The 23,666-nt window shown below is 74.6% G+C and carries 23 protein-coding genes; 12 read left to right on the forward strand and 11 right to left on the reverse strand.

From position 1 onward, the window contains the following. Positions 1–110 precede the first annotated feature (110 nt). Genes AB0B41_RS14070 through AB0B41_RS14080 form a run of 3 tightly spaced genes read right to left on the reverse strand, consistent with a single transcriptional unit; the run spans position 111 to position 2,166 of the window. On the reverse strand, positions 111–596 hold the full coding sequence (locus tag AB0B41_RS14070; protein WP_358202760.1) for an SRPBCC domain-containing protein: 486 nt from the start codon (positions 594–596) through the stop codon (positions 111–113). Next, entirely contained in the window at positions 593–961 is a 369-nt protein-coding gene (locus tag AB0B41_RS14075; protein ID WP_358202762.1) for a helix-turn-helix domain-containing protein, read from the reverse strand. Before AB0B41_RS14075 ends, AB0B41_RS14070 begins: the two co-directional genes overlap by 4 nt. Before the next feature lie 11 nt (positions 962–972). Then, positions 973–2,166, reverse strand: coding sequence for a helix-turn-helix domain-containing protein (locus tag AB0B41_RS14080; RefSeq protein ID WP_358202765.1), 1,194 nt, complete (start codon positions 2,164–2,166; stop codon positions 973–975). A gap of 74 nt (positions 2,167–2,240) precedes the next feature. On the opposite strand from AB0B41_RS14080, the gene AB0B41_RS14085 reads away from it, so the two are divergent. Genes AB0B41_RS14085 through AB0B41_RS14105 form a run of 5 tightly spaced genes read left to right on the forward strand, consistent with a single transcriptional unit; the run spans position 2,241 to position 9,079 of the window. Then, entirely contained in the window at positions 2,241–2,822 is a 582-nt protein-coding gene (locus AB0B41_RS14085; RefSeq protein WP_358202766.1) for an urease subunit gamma, read from the forward strand. After that, positions 2,819–4,492: an urease subunit alpha gene (locus AB0B41_RS14090; RefSeq protein ID WP_358202769.1), complete on the forward strand. Its 1,674-nt coding sequence runs from the start codon at positions 2,819–2,821 to the stop codon at positions 4,490–4,492. Before AB0B41_RS14085 ends, AB0B41_RS14090 begins: the two co-directional genes overlap by 4 nt. Before the next feature lie 3 nt (positions 4,493–4,495). Next, positions 4,496–6,115 carry an amidohydrolase gene (locus AB0B41_RS14095; protein ID WP_358202771.1) on the forward strand — a complete coding sequence of 540 codons (1,620 nt, stop codon included), beginning with the start codon at positions 4,496–4,498 and terminating at the stop codon, positions 6,113–6,115. Beyond that, positions 6,112–7,431, forward strand: a complete 1,320-nt coding sequence (locus AB0B41_RS14100; protein WP_358202773.1) for an MFS transporter — start codon at positions 6,112–6,114, stop codon at positions 7,429–7,431. Before AB0B41_RS14095 ends, AB0B41_RS14100 begins: the two co-directional genes overlap by 4 nt. Next, positions 7,424–9,079 carry a thiamine pyrophosphate-dependent enzyme gene (locus tag AB0B41_RS14105; RefSeq protein WP_358202776.1) on the forward strand — a complete coding sequence of 552 codons (1,656 nt, stop codon included), beginning with the start codon at positions 7,424–7,426 and terminating at the stop codon, positions 9,077–9,079. Before AB0B41_RS14100 ends, AB0B41_RS14105 begins: the two co-directional genes overlap by 8 nt. Before the next feature lie 19 nt (positions 9,080–9,098). Here the strand turns inward: AB0B41_RS14105 and AB0B41_RS14110 are convergent, their stop codons facing one another. The 3 genes from AB0B41_RS14110 to AB0B41_RS14120 all read right to left on the reverse strand — a co-directional run bounded on the left by AB0B41_RS14110 (position 9,099) and on the right by AB0B41_RS14120 (position 11,084). Then, positions 9,099–9,869: a DUF5995 family protein gene (locus AB0B41_RS14110; RefSeq protein ID WP_358202778.1), complete on the reverse strand. Its 771-nt coding sequence runs from the start codon at positions 9,867–9,869 to the stop codon at positions 9,099–9,101. Positions 9,870–10,076: 207 nt separating this feature from the next. Then, entirely contained in the window at positions 10,077–10,334 is a 258-nt protein-coding gene (locus tag AB0B41_RS14115) for a DUF6295 family protein (protein ID WP_358202780.1), read from the reverse strand. A 3-nt stretch (positions 10,335–10,337) separates the two neighbouring features. Further along, complete coding sequence (locus AB0B41_RS14120; protein ID WP_358202783.1) at positions 10,338–11,084, reverse strand: dienelactone hydrolase family protein; 747 nt, start codon at positions 11,082–11,084, stop codon at positions 10,338–10,340. A 170-nt stretch (positions 11,085–11,254) separates the two neighbouring features. Here AB0B41_RS14120 and AB0B41_RS14125 point away from each other — a divergent pair, with 170 nt between their 5' ends. The 3 genes from AB0B41_RS14125 to AB0B41_RS14135 all read left to right on the forward strand — a co-directional run bounded on the left by AB0B41_RS14125 (position 11,255) and on the right by AB0B41_RS14135 (position 15,041). Next, positions 11,255–12,466: an aspartate aminotransferase family protein gene (locus tag AB0B41_RS14125; RefSeq protein ID WP_358202886.1), complete on the forward strand. Its 1,212-nt coding sequence runs from the start codon at positions 11,255–11,257 to the stop codon at positions 12,464–12,466. A 77-nt stretch (positions 12,467–12,543) separates the two neighbouring features. Next, positions 12,544–14,022 (forward strand): aldehyde dehydrogenase, encoded by a 1,479-nt coding sequence (locus AB0B41_RS14130; RefSeq protein WP_358202785.1) that lies wholly within the window; start codon positions 12,544–12,546, stop codon positions 14,020–14,022. A 26-nt stretch (positions 14,023–14,048) separates the two neighbouring features. Continuing rightward, positions 14,049–15,041: an acetylxylan esterase gene (locus tag AB0B41_RS14135; RefSeq protein ID WP_358202787.1), complete on the forward strand. Its 993-nt coding sequence runs from the start codon at positions 14,049–14,051 to the stop codon at positions 15,039–15,041. Here AB0B41_RS14135 and AB0B41_RS14140 read toward each other — a convergent pair. Both AB0B41_RS14140 and AB0B41_RS14145 read right to left on the reverse strand, forming a co-directional pair. Beyond that, positions 15,002–16,501 carry a hypothetical protein gene (locus AB0B41_RS14140; protein WP_358202789.1) on the reverse strand — a complete coding sequence of 500 codons (1,500 nt, stop codon included), beginning with the start codon at positions 16,499–16,501 and terminating at the stop codon, positions 15,002–15,004. The genes AB0B41_RS14135 and AB0B41_RS14140 overlap by 40 nt on opposite strands. Further along, positions 16,494–17,051, reverse strand: coding sequence for a cyclic nucleotide-binding domain-containing protein (locus AB0B41_RS14145; protein WP_358202792.1), 558 nt, complete (start codon positions 17,049–17,051; stop codon positions 16,494–16,496). The genes AB0B41_RS14140 and AB0B41_RS14145 overlap by 8 nt, the downstream gene beginning before the upstream one ends. Positions 17,052–17,195: 144 nt before the next feature. On the opposite strand from AB0B41_RS14145, the gene AB0B41_RS14150 reads away from it, so the two are divergent. Together AB0B41_RS14150 and dinB are read left to right on the forward strand one after the other, a co-directional pair. Further along, positions 17,196–17,612, forward strand: coding sequence for a pyridoxamine 5'-phosphate oxidase family protein (locus AB0B41_RS14150; RefSeq protein ID WP_358202794.1), 417 nt, complete (start codon positions 17,196–17,198; stop codon positions 17,610–17,612). Between the two features lie 75 nt (positions 17,613–17,687). Next, on the forward strand, positions 17,688–18,902 hold the full coding sequence (gene dinB, locus AB0B41_RS14155; protein ID WP_358202888.1) for a DNA polymerase IV: 1,215 nt from the start codon (positions 17,688–17,690) through the stop codon (positions 18,900–18,902). A gap of 182 nt (positions 18,903–19,084) precedes the next feature. Here the strand turns inward: dinB and AB0B41_RS14160 are convergent, their stop codons facing one another. Both AB0B41_RS14160 and AB0B41_RS14165 read right to left on the reverse strand, forming a co-directional pair. After that, entirely contained in the window at positions 19,085–19,666 is a 582-nt protein-coding gene (locus AB0B41_RS14160) for a hypothetical protein (protein WP_358202796.1), read from the reverse strand. 52 nt (positions 19,667–19,718) lie between these two features. Next, complete coding sequence (locus AB0B41_RS14165) at positions 19,719–20,531, reverse strand: siderophore-interacting protein (RefSeq protein WP_358202798.1); 813 nt, start codon at positions 20,529–20,531, stop codon at positions 19,719–19,721. A gap of 115 nt (positions 20,532–20,646) precedes the next feature. Between AB0B41_RS14165 and AB0B41_RS14170 the strand changes: the two genes are divergently transcribed. After that, the gene (locus AB0B41_RS14170; protein WP_358202801.1) at positions 20,647–21,249 is read left to right on the forward strand and encodes a TetR/AcrR family transcriptional regulator; all 603 of its coding nucleotides are present in this window, start codon (positions 20,647–20,649) and stop codon (positions 21,247–21,249) included. A gap of 76 nt (positions 21,250–21,325) precedes the next feature. Next, complete coding sequence (locus AB0B41_RS14175) at positions 21,326–22,612, forward strand: acyl-CoA dehydrogenase family protein (RefSeq protein WP_358202803.1); 1,287 nt, start codon at positions 21,326–21,328, stop codon at positions 22,610–22,612. 46 nt (positions 22,613–22,658) lie between these two features. Here AB0B41_RS14175 and AB0B41_RS14180 read toward each other — a convergent pair whose 3' ends face one another. Next, a complete protein-coding gene (locus AB0B41_RS14180) occupies positions 22,659–23,654 on the reverse strand; it encodes an adenosine deaminase (RefSeq protein ID WP_358202805.1) in 996 nt (331 codons plus the stop codon). Positions 23,655–23,666: the final 12 nt, after the last annotated feature.

Here is a 23,666-nt window from a genome sequence, read left to right on the forward strand (position 1 = left end):
CTGTCAGCCGCGCCACTCCGCGTCCGTCGACCGGCAGTGGGCACCTCCCGTCCCGCGGGCCCGCGGGCACCCCTCGCACCCGCGGCCCCGCGGTCTCCCGGTCGCCCCCCTCAGCCCGCCAGCACCGCGTCGATCTGGCCCATCGCCTCGCGCATGCCCTCCTCCATGCCCATCGCCGTGAGCTTCTCGAGGTCCTCGAGGCTGGTGAAGGTGCTGACGGTGGTCATGCGGGTGCCCGAGCCCGTCGCCTCCAGCGTGACGACCGCGTGGGTCGTGGGCATCGCCGTGTTGGGCTCGCCGTCGTCGCCCGCGAAGCCGTCGTCGAACTCGAGGCGGTGCGGCGCGTCGATCGCGGTGATCACCCACCACCCGCCGGCCTTCTCCCCCTCGGGGCCGGTCATGTAGTAGCGCGACCGCCCGCCGACCACGAACTGGTGCTCCACGAACGTGGCCGGCCACGTCGGCGGTCCCCACCAGCGTTCGAGCCGGCGCGGGTCCGCCCACACCTCCCACACCCGCTCGACGGGCGCATCGAACTCGGCGACGAAGGTCAGCGTGAGGTCCTTCGGGTCCTTGCGGACGTCGATCACGGTCACGGTTCGGTCCTCTCCTCGGGATCCTGGGTGAGGGCGTCCTCGGCGAGGATGTCCTCGATCGCCCGCACGCGGTGCCGCCAGATCCGCTCGTAGTCCTCGAGCAGGCGGGCGGCCCGCTGCAGGGCCTCCGGGTTGCCGTGCACGAGCTGCTCCCGTCCACGTCGCTGCTTGGTGACGAGCGCGGCCCGCTCGAGCACCGCCACGTGCTTCTGCACCGCGGCGAAGCTCATCTCGTACCGGCGGGCCAGCGTCGAGATGGACTGCGCCTCGCGCAGCACCTGCTCGACGATGTCCCGCCGGGTCGCGTCGGCGAGGCCGTGGAAGATCCGGTCGACCTCGTCCGGGCTCAGCTCACGTACAACCACATGGTTGTACGTTAGGGCATCCGCCCGAGCGCGACAAGCCCCCGGTTCGCGGCGGCCAGCGCCAGCAGCACCACTGCGGCGTCCGCGGGCACCGCGAGATCGCGCCCGGTCAGCGCGGTGAAGCGGCGCAGCCGGTTCAGCACCGTGTTGCGGTGACAGAAGGACCGCTCCGCCACCTCCTTGACCGAGCCCGACTCCGCGAACGCGCGGACCGTCTCCAGCAGCCGTTCCCGCTCCCCCGGCGCGGCGGCCGCCAGCCCGGACAGCACCGAGTCGACGAGCTCGGCGGCGGTGTCGGAGAGCCGTCCCGCGGCGAGCGGCAGCCAGGCCGCGGACACCTCGACCGGGCCGGGCCCGGTGGTGACCGACGCGATCTCGGTCGCCAGCCGCGCGCACCGCGGCACGTTGGCCAGCCCGTGGGCGAGCGGCCCGACCCCGCACTGCACGCCGTCGAGCACCGCCCGCACCGGCGCCCCCGTCCCGCCCTGCCACTCCGCGACCAGCACGCTGTGCGCCCCCGTCGACTGCACGTGCACCACGCGGTCCCCCGCCGCCAGCCCTTCCGCGGCCCGCCGCAGGGCCGCACCGGACGCCGCACCTGCCGCGGCGACGAGGAAGTCCGCGTCGACGTCGACGGCCAGCGCGAGCGCCACCCGCTCGACCTGGTCCGGGTCGGGGTTCTCGCTTCCGAGCAGCTCGCCCACCAGCGCGGTCCGCTCCCCGTGCCGCTCGCGCGCGAGCAGCGCGGCCTCCTCCTGGTAGCTGGACTGGATCTGCAGCGTGTAGTCCTCGACCACCGCCCACACCTGCTCGACCCGCGCGACCAGGATGTCGCGCTCCTCGGGCGTCGCGCGGTCGCGGAGGGCCGACCACAGCACCCGGAAGTCGAGCCGCACGGCCGAGAGCAACTCGTTGAGCGGGACACCGCGCCGTGCCCGGTCCCGCCCGATCGCCTGGCCGATGCCCGCGAGCCGCTCCGGGACGTCCTGCCCCGCGATCCGGCGCAGCAGGTGGTCGAAGGTCAGGTCCGCGTCGGTGACCAGCCGGTCCGGCGGGACGAGCCCCCGGCCGTACGGGGCGATCCGGCGGACCCGGTCCACGAACTCGTCGACCAGTCCCCCGGAGTCGGCCCGCAGCCGGCCCACCAGGACGGCCCAGCGGGCGTCGTCGGCGACGTGCGCGTCCGTGTCACGCGGGCTGTGCATCTGCACATCATCCAGCTCACATCGCGCTGCGCGAAGTGGTACCGGCGCGACCGTGGAACGGCCAGGCTGTGCCCGTGCACCTGACCCCGCGAGAGACCGAGCGGCTGCTGCTGCACAGCGCGGCCTCGCTCGCGCGCCGCCGGCTCGACCGGGGCGCGAAGCTCGGCGCGCCGGACGCCATCGCGCTCGTCTGCGACGAGATCTGCGAGATGGCCTGGGACGACCTGCCCTACGAGGAGGTCGTGGCCCGGGCCCGCACCGTCGTCGACCCGGCCCGCCTGGTCGAGGGCGTCGCCGCTGCCGTGCCGGCGCTGCAGGTCGAGGCGCTCTTCCCGCACGGAACGGTGCTCGTGCACGTCGACCACCCCTTCGGTGCCCCGCCCGCCGACGGGCCGGGTGCGGTCCGCGCGGAGGGCCCGCCCCGCGAGCTCGCACCGGGCCGGGAGCGCGGCTCCGCGCGCCTGCGCAACCGCGGACACCTGGCGATCTGGGTGTCCTCGCACGTCCAGCTCGACCGGCTCAATCCCGCCCTGGAGGTCGAGCTCGCCGAGGCCGGGAGTTTCCGCCTCGATCTACCGGCCGGGACGTCGGTGAAGGTGGAAGCCGGCGCAGAGCGGGAGGTCCCGGTGGTCCGGATGGGAAGGACGCACGCATGACGACCGTCGAGCGCCGCGAGTACGCCCGCCTCTACGGGCCGACGACGGGCGACCGGATCCGGTTGGCCGACACGGACCTCTGGATCGAGATCGAGGCCGACGACACCGAGCCCGGCGAGGAGCTCCTCGGCGGCTGCGGCAAGACCGCCCGGCACGGCGCGCTGGTCAGCAGCTCCGCGGACCGGGCCAGCGCCCTGGACATGATCGTCCTCGGGGTGGTGCTGGTCGACCCGCTCCTGGGCGTGCGCAAGACCAACATCGGGATCAAGGACGGCCGGGTCGTCGGCGTCGGGCGGGCGGGGAACCCACAGGTCCAGGCCGGGGTCGAGCTGGAGGTCGACGCCCACACCGCCATGGTCACGGGCGAGGGGCTGATCTGCACCCCCGGCGTCGTGGACTCGCACGTGCACCTGTCCAACGCCGACCTCGCCGGCGCCGCGCTCTCCGCCGGCGTGACCACCCTGGTCGGGATGGGGATGGGCGGGGTGTGGGACGTCGGCGCCAACCCCCGCCGCAACCTCCACACCCTGATCGAGGGCTGGGCGGACGTGCCGATCAACGCCGCGTTCCTCGCCCGCGGCAGCTCCACGAGCGCCGCGCTGCTCGAGGAGGCCGTGGCCGCCGGCGCCGGCGGGTTCAAGATCCACGAGGACTGGGGCGCCACTCCCCCGGTGATCGACACGTGCCTCGGCGTGGCCGAGGGCGCCGACCTGCCCGTCGCGCTGCACACCGACACCCTCAACGAGTCCGGCTACCTCGCCGACACCCTCGACGCCGTCGGCGGCCGCACCGTGCACGCCTACCACGTCGAGGGCGGCGGCGGACATCCCGACCTGCTGCAGATCGTCTCGAAGGACAACGTCCTCACGTCGTCGACGACGCCGACGCTCCCGCTCACCCCGTCGACCGTCGCCGAGCTGGGCCCGATGACGCTGACGGTGCACCGCGGGCACGCGCACGTGCCCAGCGACGCGAGCATCGCGGCCAGTCGCATCCGCGAGCACGCGATCTCCGCGGAGAACGCCCTGCACGACTCCGGCGCGATCGCGATCGTGAACTCCGACGCCCTGGGCATGGGCCGGATCGGCGAGACCGCCCGCCGCACCTGGCAGCTCGCCCACGTGCAGGCGACGCTGGCCGGGGAGACCGGCCCCGACGTCGTCAACAACGCCCGGGTCCTGCGCTACCTGGCCAAGCTCACGCACAACCCGGCGGTCGCGCACGGGCTCGCGCAGCACGTCGGCTCGGTCCGGCCCGGGCTGCTCGCCGATCTCGTGCTGTGGAACCCGGCCTGGTTCGGCGCGCAGCCCGACCTGGTGCTCAAGTCCGGGTTCGTCGCCTGGGGCGCCGCGGGTTCGGGCTCCGGCTCGACGCGGCTCACCCAGCCGCGGCGGATGCGCCCCTTCTACGGGGGGCTGGGCACCGCGCCGGCGCGGCTGGCCCACGTCTTCGTCTCCGAGCACGCCGAGCGCGCGGGCCTGCCCGCCGGCCGCGGCTACGCGAGCATCGCGGACAGCCGGGGCCTGACCTGCGCGGACATGCTGCACAACACGGCGACCCCGCAGGTCGAGGTCGCGCCCGAACCGATCCCGGTGCGCGTCGACGGCCGCGACGTGCCGCTGCACCGCTCGCCCACCCTGCCCCTGACCCGGCTCCACCACCTGGGGTGATCAGTGATCGACCTGTTGCTGCACAACGCGACCGTCCACACCCTCGACGCGGACCACCCATGCGCCCGGTCCGTCGCGATCCACCAGGGCCGGGTCTTCGCCCTCGATCCCGAGGGCCTGCGCGCCCGCCGCGAGATCGACCTGCAGGGCGCCACCGTGGTCCCCGGCCTCGGCGACGCGCACAACCACATGGCCTGGTTCGGCCAGTCCCTCTCCGAGATCGCGCTCGCCGGCCTGCCGGACCTCGACGCGCTGTACGCGGCCGTCGCCGAGCGCGCGGCGACCCTGCCCGCCGACGCCTGGGTGGTCGGTTCCGGCTACGACGACACCACCCTCGGCGGGCATCCGCACCGGCGGGAGCTGGACCGGGCCGCGGGCGGCCGCAAGGTCTGGCTCACGCATCGCTCCGGGCACGTCTGCACGGTCAACTCGCCGGTCCTCGACCTGATCGGCGACCGCCCGGTGCCCGAGGGCGGCGTGGTCGTGACCGACGCCGACGGACCGACCGGGACCCTCGAGGAGCAGGCCCAGAACCTCGTCGGCGCTCTCGTGGTGCCCCATCCCCTGGCCGACCTGGCGACGGCGATCCGGCGGGCGGCGGCGGTGTACGCGGGCGAGGGCCTCACGCACGTCACCGAGTGCGGTGTCGGTGGCGGCTGGATCGGCCGGTCCGGGCTCGAGCTCGGCGCCTACCAGCAGGCGGGCCTGCTCGACGTCCGGGTGCAGGTCATGCCGGTCTCCGACGCCCTGCACCCGCTGCGCGGCCACGCCAGCGACCCGGACCGCTTCGGCCTGGACCTCGGCCTGCGCACGGGGTTCGGCGACGACATGCTCCGGCTCGGCCCGATGAAGATCTTCCTCGACGGGTCGCTGGTGGCCCGGACCGCCGCGATGCTGCACCCCTTCTGCGACCGCCACTCCCACGGCTACCTGCAGGACGATCCCGAGCTGCTGCGCCGGCGGGTCGTCGACGCGCACGTGTCCGGCTGGGCCGTGGCGGCGCACGCCATCGGCGACCGGGCCGTGGACCTCGCCCTCGACACCTTCGCCGAGGCGCAGAAGGAGCGTCCGCGGCCGGAGGTGCGGCACCGGATCGAGCACGCCGCCGTGACCACCGAGGCGCAGATCGCGCGGATGGCCGACCTCGGTGTCACGCCCGTCCCCCAGGCGCGGTTCCTCTACGAGATCGGCGACACGATGGCTGCCGCCGTCGGACCGGACCGCGCCGACTCGCTCTACCGGGTCGGCGGCTTCCACCGCGCCGGCCTGCGCGTCCCGGGCAGTTCCGACCGGCCCGTCGCGCTCGGCGCACCGCTGCTCGGCATGCAGTCCATGGTCGAGCGGCGCACCCGCGGCGGCGCGGTCCTCGGGCCCGACGAGCGCGTCACGGCCGCCGCGGCCCTGCGCGCCTACACCCTCGACGCCGCGTGGACCGCCGGCGACGAGCGGGTCCGCGGCTCCCTCACCCCCGGCAAGCACGCCGATCTCGTCGTCCTCGGCGACGACGTGCTGGCCGTCCCCGCCGACCGGATCGGCACGACCGAGGTGGTCGCGACGCTCCTCGGCGGACGTCCCACCCACGGCTCCACCACGCTCGGTCTCGACACCCAGGAGATGTCATGAGCTCACCGGCAGGCACCGCGGTCGTCAGCGACCGCGAGGCGCGCAAGGTCGCCTTCGGCGCGTTCGTCGGCACCGCCCTCGAGTGGTACGACTTCTTCCTCTTCGGCACGGCCGCCTCGCTGGTGTTCAACCGGTTGTTCTTCACCGGCTCGCCGGTCGCGGCCACTCTCGCGGCGTTCGCCACCTTCGCCGTCGGGTTCGCCGCCCGGCCGCTGGGCGCGATCCTCTTCGGCCACCTCGGCGACCGGATCGGCCGGCGGACCTGCCTGATCGTCACCGTCACGATGATCGGCATCGTCACGGGCCTGATCGGCGTGCTGCCGACCGCCGTGTCGATCGGCGTCCTCGCGCCGATCGCGCTCACCGTGCTGCGGCTGCTGCAGGGCATCGCGGTCGGCGGCGAGTGGGGCGGCGCGGTCACCCTCGCCGTGGAGCACGCACCGAAGGACAAGCGCGGCCGGTACGCGGCGATGCCGCAGATCGGCTCGCCCATCGGCACGTTGCTCTCCTCGGGTGCCTTCCTCGCGGTGTCCGCGCTGCCGAAGGAGAGCTTCGACTCCTGGGGCTGGCGGATCCCGTTCCTCGTCGCCTTCCCGCTGCTCGCCGTCGCGCTGTACCTGCGCCGCCGGGTCGAGGAGTCGCCGCTGTTCGAGCAGCTGCTGGCCGAGGACGAGCGGGCGAGCTCGCCGGTCAAGGACGTCCTGCTGCGCTCCTTCCCGCAGCTGATGGTGGGCGCCGGCTCGGCGTTCCTCGGCGTCGGCGGGTTCTACCTGGCCACCACGTTCGTGATCAGCTACGGCACGGCCACGCTCAAGCTGCCACAGTCGCTGATGCTGGGCGCCACGCTGGTCGCGGCCGCCGTCGAGATCCTCGTGCTGATCACCGGCGGCCGGCTCGCGGAGCGGTACGGCGCGGCCCGGATCACCGTCGCGGGCGGTGTCATCTCCGCGGTCGCCGCGTTCCCGATGTTCTGGCTGATCGACAGCAAGGCCGCCGCGCTGGTGATCATCGGCGTGACCCTGGGCGTCGCCTGCCTGTCGATCCCCTACGCCGTCTCCGGCGCGCTGCTCACCGAGCTGTTCCCGGCCCGCCTGCGGTACTCCGGCGTGGCCCTGTCGGCCAACGTCGCCGGCGTGGTCAGCGGGTTCGTGCCGCTCGTCGCGTCGGCCTTCCTCGCGGGGGCCGGTGGGGCGTCGTGGACCGCGGCGCTGCTGCTGATCGTGATCGCCCTGATCACCGCGATCTCGGGCATGCTCGCTCCCAAGGTCGCCCTGGGGCGCGACGACGAGGTGCGGGAGGTCGACGTCCGTGGTTGAGAAGTCGGCAGGGGCCGGCCGGACCGGCGTGGAACGGACCGCGGGAGCGCTGCTCGTCGCGCAGCTGGAGGCGCTCGGGGTGCCGCGCGTGTACGGCGTGCCCGGCGAGAGCTACCTGGAGGTGCTCGACGCCCTGCACGACTCCCCGATCGACATGGTCGTGTGCCGGCAGGAGGGCGGCGCCGGGTTCATGGCGCTCGCCGAGGCCCGGCTGACCGGCCGTCCCGGCGTGGTCGCCGTGACCCGCGGGCCGGGCGCGGCCAACGCGGCGATCGCGGTGCACACCGCCTGGCAGGACGCCACACCCATGGTCCTGCTCGTCGGGCTGATCCCGGTCGCCGACCGGGACCGGGAGTCCTTCCAGGAGTTCTCCCTCGGCGGCTGGTTCGGCACCACCGCGAAGCGCGTGATCACCCTCGACCGGCCGGAGCGCGCGGCCGAGCAGGTGGCCGAGGCGTTCGCGGTGGCGACGGCGGGCCGGCCGGGCCCGGTGGTGATCGGGCTTCCCGAGGACGTCCTCACGGCCAAGACCGCCGCACCCGTCGTCCCGGCGCGGGCCGTCTCCGGCGGCGCGGTGTCCGCGCCCCAGGCCGAGGAGCTCGAGGTGCTGCTCGGCCGGGCCGAGCGGCCGCTCGTGATCGTCGGCGGGACCGGCTGGACGGCCGACGCGGCGGCCGCCGTGACCGCGTGGTGCGAGCGGCGGCGCTTCCCCGTCGTCGCCGACTGGCGGTGCCAGGACATGGTCGACCACGACAGCCCCGCCTACGCCGGCTGGTTCGGCTACGGCTCCGATCCCGGCCTGCTCGACGCCCTCGACCGCGCCGACCTGCTGCTCTTCGTCGGCGGGCAGTACGGCGACGTCCTGTCCGGCGGCTACACCCGCGGGAACCCGGACGCGCCGACGGTCGTCGTCTCCGCCGACCCCGACCTGCGGGCGCACCAGCGCCGCGTCGACCTGCACCTGCTCGCGACCCCGGCCGCCTTCGCCGGCGCGCTCCCCGAGGGACCCGCGGCGGACCCGGTGTGGTGGGAGGGGCTGCGCGCCGCCCGCGAGCGGTTCGCGACGCCCGGCGTGCCGGTGCGCAGCGAGTACGTCGACCTGGACATGGCCGTCGCCGCGCTGGCGGAGCGGATGACGCCGGACGCGATCGTCGCCCACGGCGCGGGCCAGCACGCGATCTGGGCGCAGCGGTTCCTGCCGCGGCACTCGTTCCCCTCGCTGCTCGCGCCGCGCAACGGGGCGATGGGCTACGGGCTGCCCGCCGCCGTCGCCGCCTCGCTCGTCCACCCCGGGCGGCAGGTGGTGTGCGTGGCCGGCGACGGCTGCTTCCTCATGAACGGCCAGGAGCTCGCCACCGCCGCGGCCTACGGCGCGACCCCGCTCGTGGTGATCGCCGACAACTCGGGCTACGGCACCATCCGCCAGCACCAGCAGCGCCACCACCCGGGCCGGCCCAGCGGCACGGCGCTGGTCAACCCGGACTTCGGCGCACTGGCCCGTTCCTTCGGCCTGCACGGCGAGCGGCTCTCCCGCACCGACGACGTCCCGGCCGCGCTCGACCGCGCCCTGGCCGCCGTCGCGGGGGGCCGGGCCGCGGTGCTGCACCTCGACGTCGACCCGGAGATCCTCCAGCCGCGCGGGGTGTGAGGTGTCGGCGTCCGTGGGGTCAGGGCAGGTCGGGCGCGGTCAGCACGCCCCAGCCGAGGATCCAGGCGGTGCGGTCGAGCCGGCGCTCCATCCGGTCGTAGGCTTTCCGGTAGGCCTGGCCGCCGTCCGCCTTCGTCGGGTCGTAGTGCTCCCAGACCTCCTCGGCCGCCTCCCAGGCGAGCGCCCGGGTCACCCGGACGAGGAGGTCCGACGCGGCGTTGCCGAACCGGTCGACCGCGCTGCCGTCCGGCGCGACCTCGGCCAGGAAGGCGTCGAAGTCCTCGCGGAGCTGGTCCATCTCCTCGGCGAAGATCTCGTTGACCTGGCCGTAGTCCGAGCGCCGGTCGGCGTTCGGCGGGAACGTCTTCCACGTCTCGAGCAGCGCGAAGGCCAGGTCGAAGTTCACGTGGGCGTTCACGCCCGCGGCGGCGAAGTTGACGTGCCCGATGCCGGCCTTGCGCCGGCGCTCGAACAGCACGTCCCAGCTCTTCGGGGTGTCCCCGCGGCCGGCCTCGTACGCCCTGATCGCGGCGATGTACCGCCGCGCGAACTCGAGGTCGAGCAGGGTCAGGAAGTCCGGGTCCTTGAACTCCCGCTTCGGCTTGCGGCCCTCCACCGTGTCCAGCACGTTCTGCGTGATGATCGTGTAGAGCCGCGAGAAGCAGGAGATGCCGTCGACCTCCGGACGCATGATGTCCTCGGCCGACGCGTCGCGGACGGCGCTCAGCACCCTCACCACGTCCGCGATCGTCGTGACGTCGCTGCAGCAGTCCGCCAGGTTCCGTGCCACCGTCCGTGCTCCCCTCGTCACCCGCCCCGACAGAGGAGAGCACGGACAGCCGCCCGGCGATACCGACCGACGGCCCGGGCCTTCGGACCGGTGATGAGCGGCCCGGTGGTGGACGGCCCGGTGGTGGACGGCTCAGTGGTGGACGGCCCGGTGGTGGACGGCCCGGTGGTGGACGGCTCAGTGGTGGACGGCTCAGTGGTGGACGGCTCAGTGGTGTGCGGCGCGCTCCACGGTCGTCTGCAGCGCGGCGAGGAGCTCACGGGCGGTGTCGAGGCTGAGCTCCACCGCCACCCGCGCCCCCGGCCCCTGCTCGGGGTTGAGGAAGTCGATGTTGACCGTGTGCTCGTCCGGGGCGTGGACGGGGTGGTCGTAGTAGACCGTCGCGGTGCGCAGCGGGAACCAGCCCGCCGGCCCCTTCCCGCTGCTGCCGGCCACCTCGATCTTCTCCGTGGAGTAGGTGCACACGGGTCAGCCCGCCAGGTGGGTCGCGAAGAAGGCCTCGATGTGCCGCCAGCCGTCGACCGCCGCCTCCGGCCGGTAGCTGGGCCGGTCGACGGAGAAGAACGCGTGCCCGGCGCCGTCGTAGCGGTGGAACTCGTAGGTCTTCCCGTGCTCCTGCAGCAGCTTCTCCAGCTCGTCGACCTGCTCCGGGGCCGGGTAGGAGTCGTCGTTGCCGAACAGGCCCAGGATCGGCGCCCGCACCTCGGCGACCCGGTCGGCGAGCGGCTGCACCTGCAGCGGGAAGCCCTCCGGCGGGGTCCCGACGACGAACGCGCCGTAGCAGTCCACGGCCGCCTCGACGTCGACCTCGATGCTGGTCAGGAAGGCCTGCCGGCCGCCGGAGCAGTAGCCGATCGTGCCGACCGTGCCGTTCGACGTCGGCAGGTCGCGCAGCCAGCGGGCCGCGGCCTTCGCGTCGCCCACGAACCGCTCGTCCGGCACGCCGCCCTGCGCGCGGGCGGTCGCGGCGGCGTCGTCCGGGGCCGCGCCGGGCGCCTCGCGGCTGTAGAGGTTGACGCAGATCGCGTCGTAGCCGAGCACCGCGAACCGGCGCACGACCTCCTTCGACTCCCGGTCGTAGCCGGGCATGTGGTGGATGACGACCACCCCGCCGCGGGGGCCGGGGGCCATCGGCCGGGCGGTGTAGGCCTCGACCAGGTCGTCGCCGTGGCCGCGGATGCCCACGGTCTCGGCCAGCACGGCGTCGTACGCCACTTCGCGCCTCCTCGAAGATCTCGTGTCCCCGCCCTGCTTACTCTCCCCCCGGCGGCTCCGGCGAGCCGGACGCCGCACGGGTCCCGCCGACCCCGTGGACGAACCGCCCGAACCGATCCGAAGGAGACGCCGTGACCGGCACCGAGACCCTCTGGCACCCGTTCGCCGCCATGCACGCGGTGCGGCGGTCGCAGGTGACGATCACCCGCGCCGAGGACGTCTGGCTCTGGGACAGCGCCGGAACCCGCTACCTCGACGCGACCGCCAGCCTCTGGTACGCCAACGCCGGTCACGGGCGGCGCGAGATCGTCGACGCCGTGACCGCACAGCTGCGGGAGCTCGACGCCTACCACCTGTTCACCGACTTCGCGAACGAGCCGGCGCTCCGGCTCGCCGACGAGATCGCGGCCCGCGCGCCGGTCGACGACGGCCGGGTCTTCTTCACCAGCGGCGGCGGGGACTCGATCGACACCGCCGCCAAGATGGCGCGCGCGTACTTCGCGCTGACCGGGCAGCCCGACCGCACGATCCTGCTGCACCGCGAGCACAGCTACCACGGCACGCACGGGCTCGGGACCTCGCTCGCGGGCATCCCCGGCAACCGGGTGGCGCCGCCGTTCGTGCCGGACGTCGTGCAGACGGCCTGGAACGACGCCGAGATGCTCGAGGAGACCATCCGCGAGCTCGGCGCCGAGCGGGTCGCCGCGTTCCTCTGCGAGCCGGTGATCGGCGCGGGCGGGGTGCTCCCGCCGCCCCCGGGCTACATCGAGGCCGCCGCCGAGGTCTGCGCCCGGCACGGCGTGCTGTTCGTCGCCGACTCCGTGATCTGCGGGTTCGGGCGGCTCGGGAACTGGTTCGGGGTGGAGCGCTTCGGGGTGCGGCCGGACCTCGTCGTGTTCGCCAAGGGGGTGACGTCCGGGGTGCAGCCGCTCGGCGGCGTCGTCGCGTCGGGACGGGTGGCGTCCCCGTTCTGGGACGAGCCGGGCCGCGTGTTCCGGCACGGCCAGACCTACTCCGGGCACCCCGCCGCCTGCGCCGCCGGGCTCGCGACGATCGAGGTCTACGAGCGCGACGGCCTGTTCGACCGGGCCGTCGCGCTGGAGGGCCCGCTGGCCGAGCGCCTCGCCGGACTGGCCGACCACCCGCTCGTCGACCACGCCCGGGGCGGGACCGGCTTCCTCGGCGCGCTCGAGCTCGACCCGGAGCGGCTGGCCGCGACGCCCGGCCTACCCGGCGCCGTCGCGAACGCCGTGCGCGACCACGGCGTGCTGGTCCGGCCGATGATCTCCTCGCTCGGCTTCTCGCCGCCGCTCACCGCCACCGAGGAGCACCTGGACCTGCTGGCCGACGCCGTCCGGAAGGGACTCGACGGCGTGCTCTGACCGGGTCGTGCGACGCCCCTGGAGGGTGGCATGCCACTCCCCTAGGGTCGGTCCGGGACGGTCGAGGAGGACGGCACATGAGCGCAGGGCTGGAACGGTTCCGCATGCTGATCGGCGGCAAGCCCGCCGACGCTGCGTCGGGACGCACCTTCGAGTCGCAGAACCCCTACACGGGCGAACCGTGGGCGGAGATCCCCGACGCCGGCACAGAGGACGTCGACGCCGCGGTCGCCGCCGCCCGGGCCGCGCTCGACGGCGAGTGGGGCCGGACCACGGGGTTCGCGCGGGCCGCGCTGCTCCGCCGGCTCGGCGACCTCGTCGGCGAGAACGCCGAGCGGCTCGCCCGGCTCGAGGTCAACGACTCCGGCAAGCTGTACCGGGAGATGATCGGCCAGCTCAACGGCCTGGGCTCCTGGTACCACTACTACGCCGGGCTCGCTTACACGATCGAGGGCCGGCAGATCCCGACCCCCAACCCGAACTACCTCGTGTACACGCGGCGGGAGCCGGTCGGGGTGGTCGCCGCGATCACGCCCTGGAACTCGCCGCTGCTGCTCATGACGTGGAAGCTCGCCCCGGCCCTCGCGGCCGGCTGCACGATCGTCGTCAAGCCGTCGGAGCACGCGCCCGCCTCGACGCTCGGGTTCGCCGAGCTGATCGAGCAGGCCGGGTTCCCGCCGGGCGTCGTCAACGTCGTGACCGGGCTGAACCGGGAGGTCGGGGCGCACCTGGCCGGGCACCCGGGCGTCGACAAGGTGGCCTTCACCGGCTCGACGGCGACCGGGCGCGCGGTCGCGCACGCCGCGGCGGAGAACCTCAACAAGGTCACCCTGGAGCTCGGCGGGAAGTCGCCGCAGATCGTGTTCCCCGACGCCGACCTGCAGGCCGCGGCGAACGGGCTGATCGCGGGCGTGTTCGCGGCGACCGGGCAGACCTGCATGGCCGGGTCGCGGCTGATCGTCCACGAGTCGGTGCACGACGAGCTGGTCCGGCTCGTGGCCGAGCGCGCGGCGACCATCAAGCTCGGCGACCCGAACGACCCGGAGACCGAGATGGGCCCGGTCGCCAACGGCCCGCAGTACGAGAAGGTGCTGGGCTACCTGCGGACGGCGCAGGACGAGGGCGCGACCGTCGCGTACGGCGGGGCGGCCGAGGACGGGCTCGGCGGGTACTTCGTGAAGCCGACCGTGCTCACGGGCGTCGGCCCGGCGTCGACGGTGGTGCGCGAGGAGGTCTTCGGCCCGGTGCTGTCCGCCTACACCTTCACGGACGAGGACGAGGCGGTGAAGCTGGCCAACGACACGCCGTACGGCCTGGCCGGCGCCGTGTGGACCAAGGACGTGCACCGGGCGCACCGGGTGGCGGCGCGGATCCGGGCGGGCTCGGTGTGGATCAACGCCTACCGCGTCGTGGCGCCCAGCGTGCCCTTCGGCGGGTTCGGCGCCTCCGGGCTGGGCCGGGAGAACGGCGTCGCCGCGGTCGACGAGTACCTGGAGACCAAGTCGGTGTGGGTGGAGCTCACCGGCGGGACCCGGGACCCCTTCACCCTCGGGTAGGCGACCGAGGAGGTGCGGGGACGGCGGTGACATCGGGCGCGCTGCCGGGGGCCGGGGGCCCGGGCCGTCCCCCGGACCTCGACGCGTTCTGGGCCGCGACGCTCGCGCAGCTGCGCGACGTCCCGGTCGACCTCCGCCGGACCCCGCGCCCCGCGCCGAGCGCCGGCACGGTCGCCCGCGACCTGGAGTTCCGGTCCTGGGGCGGGCAGCCGATCCGCGGGTACGCGATCACCTGGGAAGGCACCGCGCCCCGGCCCCTGGTCGTGCACGCCCACGGGTACCGGTCGCGGGCCGTCCCCCGGCTCGGGTGGGTCCGCGCGGGCTGCCACGTGCTGGGCTTCGACGTCCGCGGGTTCGGTCGTTCGCTCGCGGCGGTCCGCGCACCGGCACCGGCGGGCTGGCTGCTGACGGGCGCGCGCCGACCGGAGACGTCCGTGCTGCGCGGCGCCGTGTGCGACTACGTGCGGGCGACCGAGGTCGCCGCGGCCCTGGGGGTCCCGACGCTGCGCAGGGTCAGTCACGGCGTCAGCCTCGCGGGCGGGCTGGCGATGATGGCCGAGGCGGTGGCGCCGCACGCGGACCTGCTCGTGCTGGGGGTGCCCACCTTCGGCTGGGCGGAGGGCCGCCGCCTGCTCGTCGAGGCCGGGTCGGGCGCCGAGCTCGCCTCGTTCCTCGAGCGGCATCCCGAGTACCCCGAGGACGACCTGCAGGCCGTCCTGTCCTACTTCGACGCCGCCCTGCTGGCGCCCCGCGTCGGCTGCCCCACCGTGGTCGGTCTCGGCGTGGTCGACCGCGTGGTGCCGCGCGCCACCGTGGAGGCGGTGGTGGGGCGGTTCCGGGCGCCGTGCGAGGTCATGACCTTCCCGGTGAGCCACGACGCCGGCCCTGCCATGCAGGCGTGGGACGGGTTCGACGAGCGCTGGCTCGAGCTGGCCGTCGACGGGGTGCCGGCCGGGTTCGGGCAGGCGCGTCCGCGTGCTCAGCGCAGCGCCGCCGCCTCGCGCACCCAGTTCCGGTAGCGCGGGGTCAGCTCGTCGTCGACGAACCGCGCCACCTGCTCGGGATCGGACCGGTCGGCGACGACGTCGGACATCCGGAACGGCTCCGCGACCACGGCGCCGAGCACGGCCCGGCTGAGCCGCTGGTCGAAGTTCGCGACGGCGACCGGGACGATCAGCGGCTCCGGGTCGAGCCGGCCGGCCAGCCGGAAGGCACCGAGGCGCAGGCGGCCCGGCGACCCCGCGGTGGGACCCGGCCGACCCTCCGGGCAGACGACGAGGTCGTCGCCGGCGCGCAGAGTCGCGGACGCCTCGGCCACGAAGCGCTCGTACCGCTCGGCCCGCTGCTCGGGGGTCGCCGGGCCCGCCTCCGCGGACGGGACCATGACGTAGCCCAGGCGGGCGTAGTAGCGCGCGTGCCCGGCCTCGTGCCAGTGCGAGTCCCGGACCACCCGGACCGGAGCCCGCCCGTAGGTCCGGTAGAGGATCACCGACGAGACGAAGTGCGTGTCGAGGATCAGGCTGAACCCGTTCGGCAGGCGGTTGCCGGGGTGGCTGTCCAGGTGGTTGCACAGCACGACGTTGCCCGGCGTCGGCGGCAGCCGGTCGAGGCCCGTGATGCGGTACTCGGTGTGCGCGAACAGGTCCACGAGCGCCCGGCAGGCCCGGGCCCGGACCTGCGCGGGCCCGAGGTCCGGGGGCGCCGAGGCGACCGCCTCGTAGACCCGTTGGAGGCCCAGGTAGACCCGCAGCTCTCGGCGGACGCCCGCGAGCACGTCGAGCGCCTCCCGCGCGATCTCGGCCTCGACCGCGTCGGGACCGTCGCGAATCACCTCGAGCGCCCGGAAGGCGTCGGCCACCGTCGGGCGGGAGCGCAGGTAGCCGGGGATGCGGTGGAGCGGTGAGGTCACCCGGAGCTCCTCGGCCCGCAGCGCGACGAGCGCGGCGACGGCGTCCGTCTCGTCGTCGTAGTGGCCGGTCACCAGGCGGGTGTGTTGGCGCCGCAGCTGCCCGCCCGCGAGCCACAGAAGCAGCTCGTGCCACCGCGCCGCGAAGGCCTCGTCGCGGCGGCAGGACGCGTCGATCACCTCCCGGTCCACCTGCAGCAGCCGGATGCGGGTGGCTGCGTGCGCGTCCCAGCGGTACCGGTCGGGCCGGACGACGCCGTCCCAGCCCACGGGGTAGCCGGGCGTCGTGACCGCCCGCCGCACGACCCCGTCCACCCTCCCGTCGACCCCGCCGTCGACCCCGCCGTCGACCCCGCCGTCGACCCCGGCCCCGGCCGCCGGGCCGAGGACGACCTCGCCCTCGACGAGGAACCACAGCGCCGACCCCCGCTCGCCCTCGCCGTACAGGCGCGCGCCGGCCGGGAGGGTCACCCAGGTCGCGTGCTCGGCGAACAGGTACCGGTCCGCGTCGTGCAGCTGGTCGAGCAGGGCGAGCCCCGCGAACCAGCGGCGCACCGCGGCGAGGTCACGCATCCCCGGTGACCTCCGACAGCTCGGACAGCGCGGACAGCTCGGACGGCCCGGGCACCTCGGACAGCTCCGACGGCTCGGACGGCTCCGTCGCGGGGTCTGCCCACCGCGCCTGCAGCTCCCTCGTGCGGTCCACCAGCGCCCCCGCGACCAGCCCGCACACGGCCGCCGTCCAGCGCGGCGGTCCGTCGCGCACCACCGCGAGCGGCAGCCGCACGATCCGTGAGTCCTCGTCCGCGCGGACCGTGGCCGTCGCCCGGCCCGGCGCGACCAGGCCCGACCAGCCGAACACCCGCCCGGGATCCTCGGTGGACTCGACCACCAGGTCCCCGGTGCCCGCGAAGTCGAGGAGGGTCGCGATCCGCCCGCGGACGAGCACGATCAGGTCGTCGACGACGGCCCGCTGCCGTAGCAGGACCGTGCCCGCCGGGACGTCCTGCACCGTGCGGCGCCGGTCGAGCTCGTCGACCAGCGCGGGAGGCAGCACGGTGGGCAACGCGGTCCCGCCCGGGAGCAGGTCGCGCAGGGGCGGTGACGACGACCCGGCACCCATGTCCGGATCCTCGCGGTCCGCGCCGCCGGACGGGCAGGGACCTTCGGCCCTGCGTGCGCCACCTGCCCGTCGGGAACACTTCCCGGCGCCGGCGACGGCGCGCCGGCGCCGGGCGGCGACGCACCACGAGCCGTGGGGACGACGATGTCCGAGACCGAGATCGCACTGGCGACGCTCAGCCCCGACGAGTGCCGTGCCCTGCTCGTCACCCATCGCCCGCGGCTGGGTCGGCTGGCCTTCGTCGCCGACGGGTGGCCGCTCGTGCTGCCGGTGAACTTCGCCGTCGACGGCGACGCCGTGTACTTCCGGTCCGCCGCGGGCAGCAAGGTCGCCGCGGCGGCCCGCTGCGAGCGGGTGGCCTTCCAGGTCGACCACGTCGACGAGGTGTGGGAGGAGGGGTGGAGCCTGTTGGCGTTCGGCCGGCTGCGGGTGGTCGAGGACCCGGCCGAGCTCGCCCGGGCCCGCCGGCTCCCGCTGCGGCCGTGGGCCGGCGGCGACACGCCTCACTTCCTGCGGCTGGACGTCGTCTCGTTGTCGGGGAGGCGCATCGCCTGTCCCTAGCGGCTCCGCCGCCCCGGTGAGGTGGGGACCGCCTGCCACGGACGGCGGGATTTTGTCGGGCTCGCATGCGAACATCTGTTCGTGTCCCGGATCGAGAGTCGCGCGGAGGCGAGCATCCTGCACGCCGACCTCGACTCCTTCTACGCGTCGGTCGAGCAGCGGGACGCGCCGCGGCTGCGCGGGCGGCCGGTGATCGTCGGCGGCGGGGTGGTGCTCGCCGCCAGCTACGAGGCCAAGGCCTTCGGCGTGCGCACCGCGATGGGCGGCCGGCAGGCGCGGGCGCTCTGCCCGCACGCGATCGTGGTCCCGCCGCGGTTCTCGGCGTACAGCGAGGCCAGCAAGGCGGTCTTCGCGATCTTCACGGACACCACGCCGGTGGTCGAGGGCCTGTCGATCGACGAGGCGTTCCTCGACGTCGGAGGCCTGTGGCGGATCGCGGGCGCGCCGGTGGCGATCGCCGAGCGGCTGCGGGCCCGGGTGCTGGCCGAGGCGGGCCTGCCGATCACGGTCGGTGTGGCCTGCACGAAGTTCCTGGCGAAGGTCGCCAGCGGGGTCGCGAAGCCGGACGGGCTGCTGGAGGTCCCGCCGGGCGGTGAGCTGGACTTCCTGCACCCGCTGCCCGTCGAGCGGCTGTGGGGCGTCGGGAAGGTCACCGCGGCGAAGCTGCACGCGCTGGGGATCCGCACCGTCGGCGAGGTGGCCGACCTCGGCGAACCGGCGCTGGTCTCGCTGCTCGGCCGGGCCTCCGGGCGGCACCTGCACGCGCTGGCCCACAACCACGACCCGCGGGTGGTCGAGACCGGTCGGCGCCGGAGGTCGATCGGCTCGCAGCGGGCCCTCGGCCGGCGCTTCCGCTCGCCGGAGGAGATGGATGCGATCCTGGCCGGGATCGTCGACCGGCTCGGCAAGCGGCTGCGCGGGGCGGACCGGACCTGCCGCACGGTCGTCCTGCGGCTGCGCTTCGGCGACTACACCCGGGCCACCCGCTCGCACACCCTCGCCCGGGCCACGGACCACACCCCGACCCTGCTCGAGGCCACGCGGCGGTTGCTCCGCGAGTCGTTGAGCATGGTCCTCGACCGCGGGCTCACGCTGATCGGGATCTCGCTCACCAACCTCGACACGGACGACGCGATGCAGCTCGCCCTGCCCTTCGACCGCACCAGCGGGCCGGAGCTGGACCGGACCCTGGACTCGCTGCGGACCCGGTTCGGCACGGAGTCCGTCACGCGGGCGGCGCGACTGGGCCGGGACCAGGGGCTGGAGGTGCCGATCCTGCCGGACGGCTGACCGGTCCCGGAGCCGGATCTGCCGGTATCGGCGAGGGGGCTCCCCAGTCCCCGCCGATACCGGCACCCGGTTCAACGAGCGGGGGCGCCGGGAGTTGCCCGTCGGGTTCGTTGCGGGCGCGTGAACGCTCCGCAAATCGGGGTGAGGCGCCGAAGACCCGGCTCGTGAGCGGGCGTCCCGGGTCAGCCGGTCCGGTCGGCCGGTCCCGCCGTGCGGCCCGACCACTCCGGCTCGACCTCCGCCCACCGGCGGGTCCACTCGGCGTCGTTGCGGCGGGCGGTCCAGCGCTGCACCACCCGCCACGCGGCCAGGAGCAGCAGCACGCCGGCGACGGCGACCCAACCGGCCGCCACCACGCCGACCAGCAGACCGGCCCGGGGCGAGGTCGGCGCCGGGGCGGGCGTGCCCGCGCGGTCCACCCACACCGGGACCGCCGAGCCGGCCTTCGCGCTCGTCGGGACCGTGACCTCGCCGGCGCGCGAGGTGCCGTCGGGTGCGGTCCAGGTGGCCGTGGCGCGGCGGGCGGCCGGGCCCACGCCCTCCGTCGACCCGGCGACGTCCACGGGCTCGACGACCGTCGCGACCACCCGGCTGCGGTCCGCCGCCTCCTGGTACGCCCGCGCGGACACCGCCCCGTGCGCCGCGGTGCCGACCAACCCGGCGAGCACTGTCGCGACGACGCCGAGACCGCACAGCAGGACGGCCACGACGTCCTCGACCCGGTCCGTCCGCCTGCGCGGCAGTCCGCGGCGTCGCCTCTCCACGGCCGGGATCTCGTCCGGCCCCACCCTCACCGTTACGCACGGCCTCCGGCTATCACAGCCCGAGGGTGGCGAGGCGTTCCTCGTAGCGGGCGCGGACGTCCTCGAGGTCGCCGCCCGCGTCGAGCTCCTCGGCGTAGATGGCGGCGGTGTCGGTGCCCGTCTCGGCGACCCGCGCGAACCACTTCTCGGACTCGGCACGCCAGTACCCGACGACGCCGTAGGACCCGGCGGGCAGCCCGAGCTCGTGGCGCAGGTAGCGGCGCACCGCCCGGGTCGCCGAGGCCTCCCCCGCGACGTAGACGTACCCGGGGCCGGGCGGCAGCCGGACGCCGCGCACGAGCTCGTCCAGCCGGCTGGGCCTGTGGCCCAGCCCGGCGGTGTGCATCCAGCGCACCTGGGCGCCGGGCAGCTCCTGGGCGTCCTCGCGGTCCGGCACCTCGACGAGCACGGTGGTCGGGAGCCGGTCCGCCGACTCCTCCACGATCCGGCCGATGGCGGGCAGCGCCGTGACGTCGCCGAGCAGCAGCTGCCAGCGCGCGCCCTCGGGCCGGCGGAACCAGCTGTTGCGGTGCGTGATCTCCAGCTCGTCGCCGACGCGCGCCCGGGCGGCCCACTCGCCGCCGACCCCGCCGGGGTGCAGCACGATGTCGACGGTCAGCAGAGCCGGCTCCCACCGCCGCACGGTGTACCAGCGGCCGACCTCGGCACCGGGGAACCGCAGGACCAGGGCCTCGTCCGGCACCCCGAGCGAGTCGAGGCCGGTGAGCCCCGGCCCGCCCAGGCCCACGCGGACCAGCGTCGGCGACAGCCGCTCGACGGTCTCCGTCACGACGGGGACGGGACCGTTCTCCAGCTCGGTGGCCATGTCGTGCAGACCTCCACGGACGACGTTCGGGAACGGAGGTGAGGCTAACCAATACCGACCTCGCCGTCGATCAACCGGCTAGATTTGGACTCCTGAGTCCAGTCGAGGAGGAGCCGTGACCCTCACCGCCAAGGGCGCCGCGACGCGGGCGCGCATCGTCGAGGGCGCCGCCGCCGAGATCCGCGAGCGTGGGGCCGCCGACACCACGCTCGACGACGTCCTGGCCCGCACGCGCACCAGCAAGAGCCAGCTCTTCCACTACTTCCCCGGCGGGCGCGAGGACCTGCTGCTCGCGGTGGCGCGGCGCGAGGCCGACCGGGTGCTGGAGGACCAGCAGCCGATGCTCGGCGAGCTCACCTCCTGGGCGGCGTGGCGGGCGTGGCGGGACGCGCTCGTGGCGCGGTACCGGGCCCAGGGTGAGCGCTGCCCGCTCACGGTGCTGGTCTCCCAGCTGGGCCGGAGCACGCCCGGGGCGCGCGCCGTCGTCACCGAGCTGGCGCGGCAGTGGCAGGGCGAGATCCGCGCGGGCATCGCCCACCTGCAGGCCGCGGGCGAGGTCGACCCCGGCCTCGACGCGGACCGGGAGGCGGCCGCGATCCTCGCCGGCATCCAGGGCGGGGTGGTGCTGCTGATGTCGACCGGCAGCACCGCGCACCTCGAGGCCGCGCTCGATGCGGCCCTCGACACGCTCCGGCGTTCGACGAGGGGACTGCCGTAAGGCGCCTGCATCAACTAGCCTCCAGGCAACGACCGACGCAGGCGTCGGCGAAGCGAGTCGCGGAGGTGCGGGCACGATGGCGTGGGACTTCTCCACCGAGCCGGAGTTCGAGAAGAAGCTGGAGTGGATGCAGGAGTTCGTCCGGGAGGAGATCATCCCGCTCGAGACCCTGGACATCGACCGCGAGACCTACGCCCGCATCACCGCTCCGATGAAGGAGAAGGTCAAGGAGCAGGGCCTGTGGGCGGCCCACCTGCCCCCGGAGCTCGGTGGCGGCGGGTTCGGCCAGGTCAAGCTGGGTCTGATGCACGAGATCCTCGGCCAGTGCAAGTTCGCGCCGGGCATCTTCGGCAACCAGGCGCCGGACTCGGGCAACGCCGAGCTGCTCGCCATCGGCGGGTCGCCGGAGCAGAAGGAGCAGTGGATGCACCCGCTGCTGCGCGGCGAGCTGCGCTCCTGCTTCTCGATGACGGAGCCGGGCGCCGGCGCCGACCCCACCCTCCTCACCACGCGCGCGGTGCTCGAGGGCGACGAGTACGTGATCAACGGCCACAAGTGGTTCTCGTCGAACGCCTCGGCCGCCGACTTCCTCATCGTGATGGCGGTCACGGACCCGGACGTCTCGCCCTACCAGGGCTCGTCGATGATCATCGTGCCGACCGACACACCCGGCGTGAACATCCTCCGCGACATCCCCGTCATGGACCACTCGACGGTGCACCCGCGCCTCGAGGGCGGGCACGCGGAGATCATCTACGACAACGTGCGGGTGCCGAGGGAGAACCTCGTCGGCAACCCCGGTGACGGCTTCAAGTTGGCCCAGCAGCGTCTGGGCCCGGGCCGCATCCACCACGCGATGCGCTGGCTCGGCCAGTCGAAGCGCGCCTTCGACATGCTGTGCGAGCGCGCGGTGTCGCGCTACGCGCACGGCTCGGTGCTGGCCCACAAGCAGATGATCCAGGACTGGGTCGCGACCTCGGCGGCGGAGATGCAGGCCGCGCGGCTGCTCACCCTGCAGGCGGCGTGGAAGATGGACCAGGTCGGCGCGTCGAACGCCCGGAACGAGATCGCGATCATCAAGTTCTGGGGCGCGAAGGTGCTCCACGACGTGATCGACCGCGCCATCCAGATCCACGGCTCGCTCGGGTTCTCCGGCGACCTGCCGCTGGAGCAGATGTACCGGGCCGCCCGCGCCGCCCGCATCTACGACGGCCCGGACGAGGTGCACAAGGCCACCGTCGCCAAGCGGATCCTGCGCGGCTACGAGGCCCGCGACGTCCCCAGCGAGCACGTGCCGACGCGCACCGAGGCCGCCCACAAGAAGTTCGCCGAGTACCTCGAGCTCGCCACGGCGAACAACTGAGCCCGCTCCGGCCGGGATCCGACGGGGGGATCCCGGCCGGCGCCCCTCAGCCCGCCCACTCCGCGATCTCGGCGTGCCAGCGCCGCTTGTCCTCCTCCGGCGCGAAGGTGGCGTCGACGGAGTTGCGGGCCAGCTGCGCGAGCCGCGCCCGGTCGAGGCCGAGGTCACGGGCGACGGCCCGGTAGTTCTCGTCGACGTACCCGCCGAAGTAGGCCGGGTCGTCGCTGTTCACGGTCGCGACGAGCCCCTCGTCGAGCATCCGCGGGAGCGGGTGGTCGGGCAGCGCGTCGACGGCCCGCAGGCACACGTTGGAGAGCGGGCACACGGTCAGCGGCATCCGCTCCGCGCGCAGCCGCGCCACCAGCTCCGGGTCCTCCATGGCGCGGATGCCGTGGTCGACGCGCTCGACGTGGAGCAGGTCGAGCGCCTCGCGGACGTAGTCCGGGCCGCCCTCCTCCCCCGCGTGCGCCACCCGGTGCAGGCCCTCCGCGGCGGCCATCGCGTAGACGCGGGTGAACAACGACGGCGGGTACCCGACCTCCGCCGAGTCCAGGCCGACGCCGATGAAGTGCTCGCGGAAGGGCAGCGCCGCCCGCAGGATCTCCTCCGCCGCCTCCGGGCCGAGGTCGCGCAGGAAGCAGAGGATCATCGCCGCGGACACCCCGTGTGTCTCCTCGGCACCGTCGAACGCGCTGCTCAGCCCGCGGATCACCGCCTCGAGCGGCACCCCGTGGTGCACGTGCGTCTGCGGGTCGAAGAACACCTCGGCCCGCCGCACCCCCGCCGCCCGCGCCCGGTCGAGGTAGCCCGTCGCCAGCTCGTGGAAGTCCTCCTCGGTGCGGAGCACGGCGAGGTTCGCGTAGTACACGTCGAGGAAGGACTGCAGGTCGGCGAAGTGCGCGTAGCGCTCCCGCAGCACGGCCGGATCGCGCGAGGGCAGCGGGAGGCCGTCCCGGTCGGCGAGCCGGACCAGCAGCTCGGCCTCGATCGTGCCCTCGATGTGGAGGTGCAGCTCGGCCGTCGGCGGGGTGGGAGCGCTCATCCTGCGAGCCTG

The sequence above is a fragment of the Pseudonocardia sp. NPDC049154 genome, from assembly GCF_040648315.1.
Classification (GTDB): domain Bacteria; phylum Actinomycetota; class Actinomycetes; order Mycobacteriales; family Pseudonocardiaceae; genus Pseudonocardia.

What these genes read in the sequence shown, in the direction of transcription:
- AB0B41_RS14080 (WP_358202765.1), bottom strand. Translation starts at nt 2,166, where the DNA reads ATGCACAGCCCGCGTGACACGGACGCGCACGTCGCCGACGACGCCCGC.
- AB0B41_RS14090 (WP_358202769.1), top strand. Translation starts at nt 2,819, where the DNA reads ATGACGACCGTCGAGCGCCGCGAGTACGCCCGCCTCTACGGGCCGACG.
- AB0B41_RS14100 (WP_358202773.1), top strand. Translation starts at nt 6,112, where the DNA reads ATGAGCTCACCGGCAGGCACCGCGGTCGTCAGCGACCGCGAGGCGCGC.
- AB0B41_RS14125 (WP_358202886.1), top strand. Translation starts at nt 11,255, where the DNA reads ATGCACGCGGTGCGGCGGTCGCAGGTGACGATCACCCGCGCCGAGGAC.
- AB0B41_RS14130 (WP_358202785.1), top strand. Translation starts at nt 12,544, where the DNA reads ATGAGCGCAGGGCTGGAACGGTTCCGCATGCTGATCGGCGGCAAGCCC.
- AB0B41_RS14140 (WP_358202789.1), bottom strand. Translation starts at nt 16,501, where the DNA reads ATGCGTGACCTCGCCGCGGTGCGCCGCTGGTTCGCGGGGCTCGCCCTG.
- AB0B41_RS14145 (WP_358202792.1), bottom strand. Translation starts at nt 17,051, where the DNA reads ATGGGTGCCGGGTCGTCGTCACCGCCCCTGCGCGACCTGCTCCCGGGC.
- AB0B41_RS14150 (WP_358202794.1), top strand. Translation starts at nt 17,196, where the DNA reads ATGTCCGAGACCGAGATCGCACTGGCGACGCTCAGCCCCGACGAGTGC.
- AB0B41_RS14165 (WP_358202798.1), bottom strand. Translation starts at nt 20,531, where the DNA reads ATGGCCACCGAGCTGGAGAACGGTCCCGTCCCCGTCGTGACGGAGACC.
- AB0B41_RS14175 (WP_358202803.1), top strand. Translation starts at nt 21,326, where the DNA reads ATGGCGTGGGACTTCTCCACCGAGCCGGAGTTCGAGAAGAAGCTGGAG.
- AB0B41_RS14180 (WP_358202805.1), bottom strand. Translation starts at nt 23,654, where the DNA reads ATGAGCGCTCCCACCCCGCCGACGGCCGAGCTGCACCTCCACATCGAG.